This is a genomic window from Collinsella sp. AF20-14LB (assembly GCF_003459505.1).
In the GTDB taxonomy this organism is placed as follows: Bacteria; Actinomycetota; Coriobacteriia; order Coriobacteriales; family Coriobacteriaceae; genus Collinsella.
The window spans coordinates 89,538-104,027 of record NZ_QRWD01000006.1 but is presented as its reverse complement, the minus strand read 5'-3'; the positions used below and the strand labels follow the sequence as shown (position 1 = coordinate 104,027).

Here is a 14,490-nt window from a genome sequence, read left to right as displayed (position 1 = left end):
GTTAGACGTGGCTTACAGTTGAATCTTATGCCAAACGCCTGCTCTTATACCCACGCGCCGGCAAATAACACAGGCTACTCCCAGGCTCCCCATACATCGGGGCAATAACCGACGGTGGCCTTTTTGCCGTTGCGCACGATGGGCTCGGCTAGAACCTGCTGGTTCTCGAGCAACTTGTCGAAGCGCTGGCTAGGGGTGAGGTGCTGGATGAGCGCGAGCGTCTCCTCGTCCTTGGCCTTGGGATTGAGCAGCTTGTCGATGCCGCCGACCGCCTGCATCACGCTCGTGAGCTCGCCCTTGCTCATCTCCTTTTCCTTCAGGTCAATAAACTGCACCTTAATGCGGCGCTCCTTAAAATAACGCTGCGCCTTCTTGGTATCGAACGACTTCTTAGTCCCGAAGATTTGCACGTTCATAGTATGTTCCGCCGTTCTAACGAATGAAGTTGGTGCGCTCGCGATCGGCTTCGGGGGCTTCGATGCCGGCGGCCTTTCCTGCTTCGATGCAACGAAGGAGCCAGGCCATGTTTTTGCCGATGTTTCGCATGGTGGCCAGACCCTCGGCATCTCCATCGGCCTCGCCCGGCGCAGCGCCAAAGACGTTGTTCCAGTAGGTGGAGGCGACCACGGGCATCTGGTTGATGGTGAAGTACTTGTTGAGTACATCGAACGTTGTCGACGTACCGCCGCGACGGGCGACGGCGACGGCAGCGCCCGGCTTGTGTGCAAAAGCTTTGCTACCGGCATAGAATGCGCGATCGAGTGCCGAGAGAATGCGGCCGCTGGGGTGCGCGTAGTAGACAGGCGAGCCAAAGACAAAGCCGTCGGCCTGTTCGGCGGCAGCGATCAGCTCGTTGACCACGTCGTCGTCAAAGGTGCAGCGACCGCCAAGCTTGCCACACTGGCCGCAACCGATGCAATCGCGAATGGGCTTGGCGCCCAGCTGAAACACCTCGGTATCAATGCCTTCTGCATTAAGTTGCTCTGCGACCTCGGTGAGTGCGCGGGCGGTGTTGCCGTTTGCCTTGGGGCTGCCATTGACCAAAAGAACCTTCATCACAAACTCCCTCTGCTGTCGGTGACTTCTGCGGAGGATTATCCCACGAGAGGGTAGATGGCGTGGGGCGCGATGTGAAACGGCTTGTGTTTCACATCGCGCCCCATAACGCTAGTCCAGCTTGGTGCCCGGTACTTGTGGTGCCTCTTCAAGTAGCGCTTTGAGCTCGTTCAAAATGGAAACGGGCTGTCGGTCGACGGCATCTAGATGAAGTGTGGCCACACGAATGGGCGGCTGATATTCAAATGAGCCAAAGAGTACGGGCGAACCCAAGAACCGCTCGATTTCTTCTGCGATCGCGTCGGTCTCTTCGGGATCAAGGTCATCGAAAAGCGCCACGAACATCGGTCCGGTCGAGCGGAACAGACGGCCCTTGCCGCGCGAACAGTCCATGAGGCAGGCGGCACTTTCTGCCAAAACGCGGTCGCCCGCATCAAAGCCAAAGCGGGCATTGACCTTGGCGATGTCGTCGATTTTGATGGCGACCAGGCCTGCCTTGCGCGCCACGCGACGCATTTCGCCAATGGCGTTGACCAGGGCGTGGATATCGCCCAGGCCGGTCACGGAATCGGTCGTATCCGCCAAGCTTCGGTTGATGATAATGCCCACATACATGTTGGGCTCGGTTTCGGTGCTATCCAAGCGGTAGCCCGTACACTCGCACAGCGCATATTTACCAGCGGTATTCATGACGCGATACTGCATGTAATGGAAGTGCCACGCGCCGTTTACCACCATATCGAGCTCGCTGCGCACGTTGTCGCGGTCCTCGGGGTGAACGCGGGCGAGCCACATATCGAGCGAGTTATAGGGATGCTGGGAGGGCAGGTCAAAATCGCGCACGGCATTAATCGACCATTGCGATTCGCCGGTATCGAGGTTAAGGATAAACGGATAGCGCGTCTCGGAGCTCATGGAGATCGCTTGGAACACCCGGTCGTTGCAGGGAGGCTGATCGGCGATCGGGCGCATGGATGCGTCGTTTTCCTTCGGCTGCTGCACACGGTGCATGAGCTTGTAGCGATACATTTTGCGGTCGGCGTCCATGGTCATCTGGCGACGCGTATCGCCAGCGAGTGGGTCGACGCGCGAGCAGCCAAAGCTAAAGCTAGCGATCATGGGCGCTTTGCCGCCCGATGTTGCCTCGATAAGGTCGGTGCGCGTCCGCTCCAGGCGCTGCTCGAGTTCGGCTTCATCTGTCGTGGGGGATACGAGTACAAATTCGTCTCCACCGATACGGAACAGCAGGTCATTGGGTTCCATTGTCTCGGTGAGTGCACGGCAGATGCTCAGGATGTAGCGATTGCCCTCGGTGTGGCCAAACGTATCGTTGCAATGCTTAAGGCGATCGATATCGATATAAGCGCAGGTGAAGGGGGTGCCTTTGTGCCAAAGCAGCTCGGCATAACGGTGGAGTCCAGCACGGTTGCCAAGATTGGTGAGCGAATCGATATAGGCGCCGCGCTCAAGCAGCTCGCGTTCTTGCTGCAGGATGGCAAATGTCTTCTGTAGCTGCTCGCCGATGGCGCACAGCTCCGTGGGCAGCGCGGCAACATCGAGCTCGGCGGTCGAGATCCCGTTCGCAAGTCGCTGAAGATAGGCAATGATCGATTGCTCGCCCAGGCGATACGACTCGTTCATGATGGATAACCTCCTTGGGCACAACAGTGGTTTGCATCATATCCCCAATTCGGTTTGGATTGGGGGCATAAGTTAGCCAATGGGGACAAGCGCCCCTTCGGCGGTATCGTTTTGCGCGCGAGCGTATCAGTTTTTGTTACCGCCATCGAGCAATGCCTCAAAATCCTTTGCCTGCATGGGGCGGTAGTAGAGGAAGCCCTGAGCGTAGTGGGCACCCATTTGGAGCAGCATGTTCGCCTGCTCGTTTGTCTCGACGCCTTCGATTACAACGGGCAGATGGAGCGATTGCGCCATCTCGAGCATTGATGAAACGATTTGCGCGCTACGGCTTTGATCGCGGTCGGTGGGCACAAACGTGCGATCAAGCTTGATGACGTCGACGTTGACGTTCTTGAGCATCGCGAGCGTAGACTGGCCGGTGCCAAAATCGTCCATGTAGGTCGAGAAACCGCGAGTGTGTAGGTCGGCCGTCAGCTTATCCACGGCCTCGGACTCTCCCGTATAAGCCGTCTCGGTGATCTCAATGCGCATGAGCTCGGGCGGTAGGTTGTATTGGGCGGCAAGCGCCCCCATATGCTCGGCGACGTCGCAGGCAAGGATATCCACGCGCGACACATTGAGCGAGATCGGAACTACGCGCAGCCCTCGATCGATGCACTCACGCAGCCACGAGGCGACGCCCTGCCAAACATATTTGTCGAGCGTCACCACAAAACCGCTTTCCTCGAGAGCGGGGATAAAGGTGGTAGGTGAAATGAGGGAGCCATCCTTGTCAATCCAGCGTGTGAGCGCCTCGGCGCCAACGATCTCGCCGGTTTCCATGTCGACCTGGGGCTGCAAGTAGTAGGTAATGCGGCCGTTTGAGAGCGCATACTGGAATTCGGTCAGCGTGCGGTGGAACGCGATTTCGTGTTCGTATTCCTCGGGGCGGAAAATGGCAATGCGCTCCTTAAAGTCGTTTTTTGCGCGCCGATTGGTAAACATGGCCTTGGCCTGCGCATCGATGGTGATTTCCTCGTTGGAGTCGATGGGGTAGACGCCCATGGACGGCCAGAAGCCCACGCCGTCATCATGCTTGGCCACGGCCTGGCGAATGCGGCTATAGATCTGATGGACGGTGTCGTGTTCAAAGGGGATGAGTACGCAAAAATCGTCTTGGCCCCAGTACCCTGCGACGCCCATGGCGGCATTCTCGATGTCCTTGAGAACCGTGCCCACATCGGCGAGTACGCGGTCGCCCTCGGCCTGTCCGTGCCATTCGTTGAACAGTCGCATGTGCCCCATATCGACGGTGGCGATACACCAGGCGCCGTTGCGCCTTGTCTCGAGAAATTCGTTGGCGCGGCGCATAAACTCGCTGGGTCGATAGAGACCCGTGAGCGGATCGATGCGTTCGGCGATGGCGCTTTTGCGCTCCACCTCGGGTATGGGGAGGCTGTCGTTGGGAACAAGCCCGCCGGCCGTGCGAATGCGACGGTCGAGTTCGCCTAAAACGGCGGCCGTTTGATTGGTCAGGTGCTCGTAAAAGGCCGGAACGACAAGACAGACGGGGGTAATAGTGTCGCCCGCGATTCGAACGGGAGCGAAAACGGCCTCTTTGAGATGTTGGATCAGTTGCTCGAATGCTTCGTGATTCAAATTGTTGCTAAGCACGACGAACTGGGCGTTGCGTGAACGGAAGACGCGACTCCTGCCGCGAGTAATCGACAGCATGCGGCCTGCGTATTCGGCGAGCATGTTGTCGACGGCCTCGGCCCCGTAGAGCTCGTTGAGCTTTGCCGTGCCGCGAACGCGCACTGCTATAAGCCCCGTCTCGCAACGGTCGCGACGGCAGGCATCGATAGCGTTGATCAGCGTGCGCTGCGTTCCGAGACCCGTGGCGGCGTCGACGGTCTCGGCAAGCGAGTGGTTGACGAGCTCGCCGACATAGAGCGAGGGGACATTTCCGTCGCCGTCGATACGAAACCCGCGAGCACGGCCGAGGATGTAATCGCCGGCGGCATTGCGCACGCGGTACTGCATGACGTGACGATGTTTGGAGCCGTCATAGATTTGGTCGATGTCGTTGGTATAGGCCTCAAGGTCATCGGGATGGACACGCGTTTTCCAATAATCGTGACAGTTGTCTATATGCTCCGAAGGAAGACCAAGATCGCGCAAGGCGCCTTGTGACCAAAGGGTTCGATGTTTGTCCAAGTTCTCGATAAAGAAATATCGGCCTTCGTTGAGCATCGAAAGGGCGTCGAAAACGCGATCGCTTATTTCAAAGTCGTCGGTGTGGGCTTGTGCGATATTGCGTCGATCAAGGTGCACGGCATGGCGCAGCTTATAGTCGTACATGCGATGGTCGGCATCGTTCGTCAAGCGATTGGGGGCTTCGCCCAGGGCGGGGTCGGCGTGCGACACTCCGTAGCTAAACGAGTGAGGCATCTCGGCATCGTTGTTTTTGAGCAGGACCGTCCGGCAGTGTTCCAGACGCTCGGCGAGGTCGTCCTCGGTCGCGATCGTAGACAGGATGGCAAACTCGTCGCCTCCCAGGCGAAATGCCGCCTCGTCCACCTTCATATACAGCTTGAGATAGAGGCTCACCTGTAAGATATAGCGGTTGCCCTCGTCATGGCCAAAGATGTCGTTGCAGTGCTTAAGGTTATCGATGTCGATAAACGCCATGGTTACGGGCAATTCCTGTTCCCAGAGCTCCTCTAAGGAACGGGTGAAACCGCCGCGGTTGCCCAGTCCGGTGAGCTGGTCGGTAAAGGCAGTCCTGATCAGATCGTCCTGACGCTCGAGAAGGTCACGGATGGTCTTTTCGAGCGTCTCGGTGTAATTGCTGGCGATATCCATGCTGTAAGCGGCTTCCTGAGGTCGGGGTGTATTGCGTCGGGCGAGCTCGTTGTACACACGCGTTGCTGCTCAACGCTTTGCGTGTATCCAGGCCCCCGCCTTGCTGCGTCGCTGGTTTAATATGTCGGTCCGTGTTCGCTGCTGATAACTATTGAGTAGTATAAACAACAATAGAGGATTGTATATGGGTGCCCCTGCCGCGGGCGGCTATTATTCGCCAATCGGTAGCGTGACGATGCGATGCTCGATATAAATGCGACTGAGTCGATATATGTTGGCGGGTATACTTGTTCCGCTTTAAAACACGGGAACGGAGATGGTCGCATGGCACAGCCAGACACGACGCGCACGGTGGGGCTTGCGCTCGAGGGAGGCGGCTACCGCGGTATGTATACGGCGGGCGTGCTCGACGTATGGATGGAGCACGGCTTAACCTGCGACCATATGGTGGGTGTCTCGGCGGGCGCGGCGTTTGGCTACAACTTTAAATCGCGCCAGATCGGCCGCGCCATTCGCTACAACAAGGCCTATTGCGCCGACAAGCGCTATGCGAGCGTGACGAGCTGGTTGCGAACCGGCGATATGTTCAATGCCGAGTTTGCCTATCATGAGGTACCCATCGAGCGCGATCCCATCGATCTGGAGGCATATCGCGCCTGCCCCATGCAGTTTACGTGCGTATGTACCGATCTTAAGACGGGGCAGGCCGTCTACCATGACCTGCCCTATGGCGACGAGCGCGATATTGAGTGGATCCGGGCGTCGTCGGCGATTCCCGTGGCGACGCGTCCTGTTGCCATCGAGGGTCGTAAGTACTTGGATGGCGGTGTTGCCGATTCCATTCCCAGCGCTTGGCTGTTTGAGCAAGGCTATGACCGCAACGTGGTGGTGCTGACGCAGCCGGCAGGCTTTGTAAAGCAGCCCAATAGCGTGATGCCTATGCTGCGTCGCGTGTATCGTCACTATCCGGAGTTTGTTGCGGCGCTTGAGCATCGGCACGAGGTCTACAATGCCACGCTCGATGACCTGGCGCGTCGCGAAGCCGCTGGCGAGATCTTTGTGGTGCGGCCGAGCGAATCGGTGAAGGTGCCGTCGCTGTGCCGCGAGCCCGATGAGCTCGAGCGCATCTATCAGATCGGCCGTCGCGATGCGGAGGCGACGCTGCCGGCGCTGGAAGCGTATCTGGCGGGGTAGGGACTACGCCGGAAACTGCATCCCGTAATCAGCGTTCAGACTGGGACGCAGTTTCCCGCTGGTCCTCTATGCGGAAAGCGCATCCCAGAATGGACGTCCAAACTGGGATGCGCTTTCCGCTATTGAAGATATGGGACTGCGGAGCAACTGCTCGGTCTAGGCTTATGCCTGCTGCCAGGTATCGACGAGCTCCTTGGCTGCGGCGTAGGGGTCGTCGGCACTGCAGACGGCGCTCACCACAAAGAAGCCGTCGACGCCGGTAGTCTTGAGCTGCGGCAGGTCGGCCATCTTTACGCCGCCGCCCACCACGATGGGCACGGGGCTTGCCGCGTGGAGTGCGGCCAGGTCCTCAAAGCTTTTGGTGATGATAGAGCCGTCGGCCGCGCGTCCGCAGTCGCGCTTGGTCTCGGTCTCGTGGAGCGGGCCGATGCCCAGGTAGTCGACTAGGCTCATGTCGGCGGTCTTGACGTACTCGAGCATCTCCTCGCAACGGGCCGAAAGGCCCACGATGGCATCGGGGCCCAAAAGTTTGCGGCAGACCTCGACGGGAATATCGCTCTGGCCCACGTGCACGCCGTCGACAGCAATGCCCTGCTCGCGCGCGGCGAGTACGCAGTCCAGGCGGTCGTCGATCAGCAAAGCGACCTGACCGGTCTTGCCAGCCTGTGCGATTGCCTGCGCGGCGTCGCCGGTCAGCGCGATGATCTCGCGGGCGCTTGCCACCTTGGAGCGCACCTGGATGCAGGTAAAGCCGGCATCGAGTGCCTGGGCCACCACATCGCCCACGGGGCGCCCGAGCGTGTTTTCGGGGCCGAGTACCAGATAGGCCGAGATATCAAGGTTGTCGCGGATGCTCATCGTGCTTCCTCCTGCTTTTTGATCTGTGCTTCCATGCGCTCGAGTTTGCCGGTCATGGTGTCGGTAAATCCGGGTCGAATATCGGCTTTGAGCACGACTTCGGTGCGGATGCCCTTGCTCGCCAACACAAAGGTTGCGTCGCGCACGACCTGCATGACCTCGTCCCAGTCGCCCTCGATCTCGGTGAACATCGAGGTGGTGCGGTTGGGAAGGCCGCTCTCGCGAATGACGCGCACGACTTCGGCGACCTCGGCAGACAGCTCGTCGCCGGTGCCGCACGGGGCGATGGCTGCGGCGACGAGCGTGTTCATACCGGCATTGGTTGCGGGCTCGGACATGCCTTATGCCTCCTCGAGCTCGAGTCGGTTATCGGCAATGTCCTGGGCGGTCGCACGGTAGAGCTCGTCGATAAAGGCGACCTTAAAGCTTGCCGGCGCGTCGGCGACAGCAGCGGCACGCGTACCGGCAACGTTGTAGACGGCGGTGCCGCAGATGGCTGCCGTAAACGGATCGGCAGCACAGGCGTACACGGCCAGCACGCTGCCCTGTGAGCAACCACAGCCGGTGATCTTGGACATGAGTGGGCTGCCGCCGTGGGACTTGGCCACGGTCGTGCCGTCGGTGATCAGGTCGACTTCACCCGAGACCACTACGGCGCCGCCGGTGTAGCGAGCGAGCGCCACGGCGGCATCGCGGGCGGCGTCGACCGTGTCGGTGGTGTCGACACCGCGTACGCGGCTCAGATCAGCCGCCTCGCCCTCAAGACCCCACAGGCCGGCGAGCGCGATAATCTCGGAGGCGTTGCCGCGCACGATGGCGGGTTTGTACTGCTTGAGCTCGTTTACCAGCTGGGTGCGCAGGCTACCGATGCCCAGGCCAACCGGATCGAGCACCCAGGGCTTGCCGGCGTCGTGTGCCGCCTTGGCCGCGCGGGGAATCGTCTGCTCGTAGATGGGGAAGAGTGTGCCCATGTTGAGATAGATGGCGCCGCCGGCGGCAACGAGCGCCTCGCCCTCGTCGGGCAGATAGACCATGGCGGCCGATCCGCCCACGGCGAGCTGTGCGTTGGCGACAAAGTCGATCGTCACCGTGTTGGTGATGGAGCCGGCCATCGGATTGGTGGCGCGAATCTCCTCCACGGCCTTGATCACTTGTTGCTTGAGCTGTTTCGAATCGATCACTGCACATGCCTCCTTGGCATAGAAAAGGGGCGCTGTGCATAGACAGCGCCCCTGTAAAGGCGGCATGCTCCCTACGCCAGCATTAACTGACAGGTTCAAAGGATTGGGCCCCATGCCCTCTCAGCCTTGTGGTTTGCACCGCCGGCACTCCCGCATCGAATCTGTTGTTCCCTATACTAGCGCATCGGTACAATGGTTACGATGAAAACGACTGGGGGACCCTATGATCAAACTTGTGCTGACCGATATGGACGATACGCTGATTCCAGCCGGGCATGACGGCGCCAGCGACTACGCCATTGAGGGTATCCATGCCATGCAGGCGGCGGGTCTGCACTTTGGCCCGGTTTCGGGCCGTCAGCCGTCCGCGATGGGCTGGATGTTCAAAAATCGTTCCGAGTGTTTTTCGACCGGTGCGTTCTGTAACGGCCAGGTGATGTTTGTCGACGGCGAAGCGGTCGCCTCACGTGCGACCGATAGCGACGCGCTTATGCGTTTGGCCGCCTATCTGGAAGAAGAAACCGACGATACCTATCTGAAGGTCTACAGCTTAGGTGATGACTTTTGGGATAACGATGCCTATTGCGTGACACGTGATGCCGAGCGCGTGCGCCGCGCCATGGAATCAGGCGGCAATGCGTGGCTCAAAGGCGAAGAGGCCCCGTGTCGTCCCGTTGTCGATGACGCGCCGGTGTTTAAGGCGAATATCTGGAGTGCCCGTTCGCGTGAGGAGCTCGCGGAGCTACGCGAGTGCGTTGCCGCCGAGGTGCCGGAACTCTCGCTTGTGTTTCCCAACAACCGAGTGCGCCTGTTCGACATCCTTCCGGCCGGTTGGGACAAGGGCTGTGCTGCGCTGGAGCTGGCGCGCGCTTTGGGCCTGACGCCCGACGAGGTGGCCGTATTTGGCGATTCCGATAACGACCTGCCCATGATCGATGCCGTTCCCAACTCCGTTGCAGTCGCCAATGCCAACGAGGCCGTTACGGCGGCGGCGCGCTGGCATATTGGCGCTGCGGCAGATGATGCGGTCGCCGGGGCTCTGCATCAGATTGCCGCCTGCGCCGCGACGGGGGAGATGCCGTCGTTTATGCGCCAGATGGACGCGGCGGGTCTTGGCGCCGTGAACGTCTAGGGAGAAAGTCATGAAGCTTCAGCAGCTCAGGTATGTTGTCAAGGTTGCCGAATGCGGTAGCATCACCGAGGCCTCGCGCCGACTCTTTGTGTCGCAGCCTTCGATTACCGCGTCGATTCGCGACCTCGAAAACGAGATGGGCGTGCGCATCTTTGAGCGCACCAACAAGGGCGTCATTGTGTCCGAGGAAGGCGAGACCTTCTTGGGCTACGCGCGCCAGGTACTCGACCAGGCCGACCTGCTCGAGGGCAAGTACAAGGGCGCATCCGAGCAGGTGCCGCACTTTAGTGTGAGCTGTCAGCATTATTCCTTTGCCGTTAACGCGTTTGTTGACGTGATCCGCGAGTTCGATGCCGCGCGCTACGACTTTACCCTGCGCGAGGAGCAAACCCACGAGATTATCGAGGACGTCGCGCACATGAAAAGCGAGCTCGGCATCCTGTATCTGTCGGAGCACAATCGCGAGGTCATCGAGCGCATGTTGGCGGCCAACGAGCTCGTGTTCGAAGGGCTCTTCTGCGCCACGCCGCATGTCTTCGTGTGCGCCGACCATCCGCTGGCGGGCCGCTCGAGTGTGACGCTCGAGGACTTGGAAGACTACCCGTTCCTGTCCTATGAGCAGGGCAGCTATAACTCGTTTTATTATTCTGAGGAGCTGACCTCGACCTTTGAGCGCCGCAAGAATATCCGCGTGCGCGACCGTGCGACGCTGTTCAACCTAGCTATGGGCCTTAACGGCTACACGGTGTGTTCGGGCGTGATCAGCCATGAGCTTAACGGCCCCGGTATTATCTCGATTCCGCTCGATGTAGACGAGTACATGGAGATCGGCATTATCACGCGCAAAAATACGACGCTCACGCGCTATGGGCAGGCCTATATCGAAGCGATTCGTCAGCATATTTAGCTCACTTCGAGATACCCATGTGAGGCTGAGCTCCACTGTTGCTCAGTATAGAAAAAACTAATAACAAACCTATATAAACGTATATTTTACGATGGCCATATAAGCGCTCATACTCTGTCCCAGTAAAGCAACCAATGCAAAGGGAGATATCTATGAGCACTTCAATTCAATCGAACGCGCCGTTTCGCGCTGATATCGTCGGCAGCTTTCTTCGTCCGCAGGCCGTAAAGGATGCCCGCGCTGCCTATGCGGCAGGCACGCTTGATGCCGAGGGGCTTAAGGCCGTCGAGGACGAGGCCATTCGCGATTTGGTGGCAAAGCAGAAGGCCGCCGGCCTGCAAGTTATCACCGATGGCGAGTTCCGCCGCAGCTACTGGCACCTCGATTTTATGTGGGGCCTTAACGGCATTGAGCGCCGCACCTCGCGTACAGGCTATATGTTCCACGATGAGGAGGCTACCGCCGACACCGCCGTGGTAACCGGTCCCATTGGCGGCAAGAATCATCCGTTCGTCGAGCATTTTAAGTTCGTCAAGGCGCTTGAGGGGGAGGGCCAGGTCGCACGGCAAACCATTCCGGCACCGATCCAGACATTCTCCGAAGTCACGCTCGACCGTTGCGATGGCCAGCAGGAGAGTCTGCGCGCCGTCTACAAGACCGACGAAGAGCTCGCCGATGCCATCGCGGCAGCATACCGCACCGTGATTGCCGACCTGTACGCAGCAGGCTGCCGCAATATCCAGTTTGATGACTGTACTTGGGGTATCTACTGCGACACCGATTTCGTGGCAAAGACCGGCATGAGCCCGGTCGACCTGCAAAAGGTAAGCGAGCTGGGCGTGGCGCTCAACAACGCCGCCATCGAGGGCAAGCCCGACGATCTGGTCATCAACACGCACGTGTGCCGCGGCAACTATCACTCCACGTATGCCTTCGAGGGTGGTTACGATCCCATTGCACCGTACCTGTTTGCGCACGAGGATGTCGACGCGTTCTACCTTGAGTTCGATACGCCGCGCGCCGGTGGCTTTGAGCCACTCAAGTATGTTGCTCCCGGCAAGAAGGTCGTGCTGGGCCTGGTGACCACCAAGGCCGCTGAGCTCGAGGACGAGGATGCCATCGTCGAACGTATCCACGAGGCCGCAAAGTATGTGCCGCTCGTGAACCTGTACCTGTCGCCCCAGTGCGGCTTTGCCAGCTGTGAGATTGGCAACAAACTGACCGAGGACGAACAGTGGGCAAAGATCGCGCTGGTCAAGCGCATTTCCGAGCGCGTTTGGAAGTAACGCTACCGTTTGCAGGTGACGGCGCGTGCGAGACATGGCATATCACGTACAATGGTTCGGATCGTATCGTTCGGGCAGGTTATCCGATATGCCTGATCGCCCTTCCATCATGAAAGGACTTCCATGTCCCAATCCTCGACGCCCGCCGTCACCGATGCCATCTACGATGCATCGTCGCTCGGCCGCCCGCGCATGTTTGTGTTGGGTTTGCAACACATGTTTGCGATGTTCGGAGCCACGGTGCTCGTGCCTGTGCTCACCGGCCTTTCCGTTTCGGCGACGCTTCTGTTCGCCGGCATCGGCACGCTGCTGTTTCATTTTCTATCGCGCGGTAAGGTGCCCGCGTTTCTGGGCTCGTCGTTTGCTTTTATCGCGGGTTATGCCGCCATTGCACCCAACGGCGAGGCCGAGCTTTTGCCTTACGCTTGCCTGGGCGTAGCCTGCGCCGGCCTGCTCTATCCGGTGCTGGCGGCGCTGTTCCGCGCATTTGGCGCCAAGCGTGTCATGCGCTTCTTTCCGCCGGTGGTGACCGGTCCCATCGTCATTTCCATCGGCCTGATCCTGGCGAGCTCTGCCATTGCCAACTGCCAGACCAACTGGCTTGTCGCCGTTATCGCTGTGGCCGTGATCGTCATCTGCAACATCTGGGGCCGCGGCATGATCAAGATCGTGCCGATTTTGCTGGGCGTTGTGGTGAGCTATGCCGTTGCGACTGCGCTCGGCGAGGTTGATTTCTCGGGCGTTGCCGCCGCTCCGTGGGTCGGTCTGCCCATCGTGTGGGACAACACCGTGTTTGCACTCTTTGGGCCGCAGTTCGATAGCGGTCTTGCCACGACGGCCATCATCACCATCATGCCGCTGGCTTTCGCGACCATGATCGAGCATATCGGTGATATCTCGGCTATCGGCTCCACTTGCGAGCGTAACTACATCGCCGATCCCGGCCTGCATCGCACGCTGCTCGGCGATGGTCTCGCCACGATTCTGGCGTCGCTCTTTGGCGCTCCGGCCAACACCACGTATGGCGAGAACACCGGCGTGCTCGCCCTGACGCGCGTGTTCGACCCGCGCGTGATTCGCATTGCCGCCTGCTGCGCCATCGTGCTTTCGTTCTGCCCCAAGTTTGCTGCCGTGATCGCCGCCATGCCAGCGTGTGTAATCGGCGGCGTGTCGCTCGTGCTCTACGGCATGATCAGCGCCGTGGGCGTCCGTAACCTCATCGAGAATCAGGTTGATTTCCAGAACAACCGCAACGTGCTGGTGGCGGCTCTGGTGCTCGTGCTTTCGCTCGGCATTGCCTACAGTACCGCCGGTGCCATCGTGCTGGAGCTGGGCGGCGTGACCATTTCGCTCTCGGGCCTTGCCGTGGGTTCGCTGGTGGGCATTGTGCTCAATGCCATCCTGCCGGGTAACGACTTTGAGTTTGACGTCTCCGAGCTTGAGGAGGCTGCTGAGTAACAACTGCGTCCAGCTAAAACAAGATATGGTGCCCATGCGTATATGCGCGTGGGCACCATTTTTAATGCGTCAGTATCCAGTGGATGCCGCGGGCCATGCGCAAGTCGGTCTGGGAAAAGTGATTGCCGGGGTTGAGCTCCAGCGTCGTGGGAATACCACGTTCGCCGAGCAGCTTTTCCATTGCGCGCGTATCGTCGAGTACGTGCCGCATCATGCGGTTGGGAGTCTTGGTCTCCTTTTTACCGAGCGACAGATAGACAGCCTGCGGGCTGCCGGCAAATGGCGCCGTGCTGGCGCGATCGACAAAGTCGGGAAACCATAGCGACCCCGATGCGCTCGCGGCGCGGTCAAATGCGTCGGTTTGCCAGAGGGACCAGAGTGCGAAGAGGCCCGCGAGCGAGTAACCGGCAATGCCACGCCAGGTGGGCGGCTGAGGAAGCGATGACTCGACCTGGGGGATTATCTGATTCAGCAGCTCATCAAGAAAACCGGCAGCTTGGCCGCCGAAAGGCTCGGCATCGCGTACGGTCCCGTCGCATGCCCAGGGGCTCAGCTCGCGATTCCAATCGAGCCCGCCAATGGTGACGAGGGCGAATGGCGGACAGTCGAGCTCTCGGCAACACTTATAAACCTCGCTGCCGTCGCCCACGACCACAGGAAGGTAGATGACAGGCGCGCTTTCCGTATGATTCGAATAAACGGTTATCTGCTTTTGATGCGCTTCCATGACGGGCTTCTCTCAGTGTTGTGATATCGGCAGCCCCAATTGTCGCACGCCAGCGTATGCCGGTTGGGCTAGACCAAAGACAATCTCGTGCATCCCCTGCGGACGCATATGGAAAACGCCACCGCCGGAGGGGAGCTCGGCGGTGGCGTTGTTAAACGGTGCTGGGGCTCGGGGCCTTCGCGGGAGCTGCCATGTGCGCAGAGGCG

Annotated in this window: 13 protein-coding genes and 1 riboswitch; of the genes, 5 read left to right on the top strand and 8 right to left on the bottom strand. The window is 59.5% G+C overall.

From position 1 onward, the window contains the following. Positions 1 to 74: 74 nt before the first annotated feature. The 4 genes from DWX63_RS04580 to DWX63_RS04565 form a co-directional block, all read right to left on the bottom strand. A complete protein-coding gene (locus DWX63_RS04580; RefSeq protein WP_055252194.1) occupies positions 75 to 416 on the bottom strand; it encodes an arsenate reductase family protein in 342 nt (113 codons plus the stop codon). 16 nt (positions 417 to 432) lie between these two features. Continuing rightward, positions 433 to 1,056 (bottom strand): flavodoxin family protein, encoded by a 624-nt coding sequence (locus DWX63_RS04575; protein WP_117842948.1) that lies wholly within the window; start codon positions 1,054 to 1,056, stop codon positions 433 to 435. Positions 1,057 to 1,167: 111 nt separating this feature from the next. Then, positions 1,168 to 2,697 carry a diguanylate cyclase domain-containing protein gene (locus DWX63_RS04570; RefSeq protein WP_117842947.1) on the bottom strand — a complete coding sequence of 510 codons (1,530 nt, stop codon included), beginning with the start codon at positions 2,695 to 2,697 and terminating at the stop codon, positions 1,168 to 1,170. A 126-nt stretch (positions 2,698 to 2,823) separates the two neighbouring features. After that, positions 2,824 to 5,541, bottom strand: coding sequence for an EAL domain-containing protein (locus DWX63_RS04565; protein ID WP_117842946.1), 2,718 nt, complete (start codon positions 5,539 to 5,541; stop codon positions 2,824 to 2,826). Between the two features lie 324 nt (positions 5,542 to 5,865). On the opposite strand from DWX63_RS04565, the gene DWX63_RS04560 reads away from it, so the two are divergent. After that, complete coding sequence (locus tag DWX63_RS04560) at positions 5,866 to 6,735, top strand: patatin family protein (protein WP_117842945.1); 870 nt, start codon at positions 5,866 to 5,868, stop codon at positions 6,733 to 6,735. Positions 6,736 to 6,897: 162 nt separating this feature from the next. Here DWX63_RS04560 and DWX63_RS04555 read toward each other — a convergent pair whose 3' ends face one another. The 3 genes from DWX63_RS04555 to thiM are packed head-to-tail and all read right to left on the bottom strand — an operon-like array spanning position 6,898 to position 8,774. After that, positions 6,898 to 7,593, bottom strand: coding sequence for a thiamine phosphate synthase (locus DWX63_RS04555; protein ID WP_117842944.1), 696 nt, complete (start codon positions 7,591 to 7,593; stop codon positions 6,898 to 6,900). Further along, complete coding sequence (locus DWX63_RS04550) at positions 7,590 to 7,931, bottom strand: thiamine-binding protein (protein WP_233514469.1); 342 nt, start codon at positions 7,929 to 7,931, stop codon at positions 7,590 to 7,592. The genes DWX63_RS04555 and DWX63_RS04550 overlap by 4 nt, the downstream gene beginning before the upstream one ends. A gap of 3 nt (positions 7,932 to 7,934) precedes the next feature. Next, entirely contained in the window at positions 7,935 to 8,774 is an 840-nt protein-coding gene (gene thiM / locus DWX63_RS04545) for a hydroxyethylthiazole kinase (RefSeq protein WP_117842943.1), read from the bottom strand. A gap of 51 nt (positions 8,775 to 8,825) precedes the next feature. Continuing rightward, positions 8,826 to 8,936: riboswitch (TPP riboswitch) on the bottom strand. 61 nt (positions 8,937 to 8,997) lie between these two features. On the opposite strand from thiM, the gene DWX63_RS04540 reads away from it, so the two are divergent. The 4 genes from DWX63_RS04540 (at position 8,998) to DWX63_RS04525 (ending at position 13,557) form a co-directional block, all read left to right on the top strand. Continuing rightward, complete coding sequence (locus tag DWX63_RS04540; protein WP_117757303.1) at positions 8,998 to 9,906, top strand: HAD-IIB family hydrolase; 909 nt, start codon at positions 8,998 to 9,000, stop codon at positions 9,904 to 9,906. A 10-nt stretch (positions 9,907 to 9,916) separates the two neighbouring features. After that, complete coding sequence (locus DWX63_RS04535; RefSeq protein WP_117842942.1) at positions 9,917 to 10,813, top strand: LysR family transcriptional regulator; 897 nt, start codon at positions 9,917 to 9,919, stop codon at positions 10,811 to 10,813. 152 nt (positions 10,814 to 10,965) lie between these two features. Then, positions 10,966 to 12,099, top strand: coding sequence for a 5-methyltetrahydropteroyltriglutamate--homocysteine S-methyltransferase (locus DWX63_RS04530; protein WP_233514468.1), 1,134 nt, complete (start codon positions 10,966 to 10,968; stop codon positions 12,097 to 12,099). Positions 12,100 to 12,222: 123 nt separating this feature from the next. After that, positions 12,223 to 13,557, top strand: a complete 1,335-nt coding sequence (locus DWX63_RS04525) for a uracil-xanthine permease family protein (RefSeq protein ID WP_117757306.1) — start codon at positions 12,223 to 12,225, stop codon at positions 13,555 to 13,557. Positions 13,558 to 13,618: 61 nt separating this feature from the next. On the opposite strand, the gene DWX63_RS04520 is transcribed toward DWX63_RS04525, so the two are convergent. Then, entirely contained in the window at positions 13,619 to 14,284 is a 666-nt protein-coding gene (locus tag DWX63_RS04520) for an alpha/beta hydrolase (protein WP_117655640.1), read from the bottom strand. Between the last annotated feature and the right edge of the window lie 206 nt (positions 14,285 to 14,490).

Coding starts and splice junctions, on each gene's coding strand:
- DWX63_RS04520 (WP_117655640.1), bottom strand. CDS start 14,284: ATGGAAGCGCATCAAAAGCAGATAACCGTTTATTCGAATCATACGGAA.
- DWX63_RS04530 (WP_233514468.1), top strand. CDS start 10,966: ATGAGCACTTCAATTCAATCGAACGCGCCGTTTCGCGCTGATATCGTC.
- DWX63_RS04525 (WP_117757306.1), top strand. CDS start 12,223: ATGTCCCAATCCTCGACGCCCGCCGTCACCGATGCCATCTACGATGCA.
- DWX63_RS04580 (WP_055252194.1), bottom strand. CDS start 416: ATGAACGTGCAAATCTTCGGGACTAAGAAGTCGTTCGATACCAAGAAG.
- DWX63_RS04560 (WP_117842945.1), top strand. CDS start 5,866: ATGGCACAGCCAGACACGACGCGCACGGTGGGGCTTGCGCTCGAGGGA.
- DWX63_RS04555 (WP_117842944.1), bottom strand. CDS start 7,593: ATGAGCATCCGCGACAACCTTGATATCTCGGCCTATCTGGTACTCGGC.
- DWX63_RS04570 (WP_117842947.1), bottom strand. CDS start 2,697: ATGAACGAGTCGTATCGCCTGGGCGAGCAATCGATCATTGCCTATCTT.
- DWX63_RS04565 (WP_117842946.1), bottom strand. CDS start 5,541: ATGGATATCGCCAGCAATTACACCGAGACGCTCGAAAAGACCATCCGT.
- DWX63_RS04575 (WP_117842948.1), bottom strand. CDS start 1,056: ATGAAGGTTCTTTTGGTCAATGGCAGCCCCAAGGCAAACGGCAACACC.
- DWX63_RS04550 (WP_233514469.1), bottom strand. CDS start 7,931: ATGTCCGAGCCCGCAACCAATGCCGGTATGAACACGCTCGTCGCCGCA.
- DWX63_RS04535 (WP_117842942.1), top strand. CDS start 9,917: ATGAAGCTTCAGCAGCTCAGGTATGTTGTCAAGGTTGCCGAATGCGGT.
- DWX63_RS04540 (WP_117757303.1), top strand. CDS start 8,998: ATGATCAAACTTGTGCTGACCGATATGGACGATACGCTGATTCCAGCC.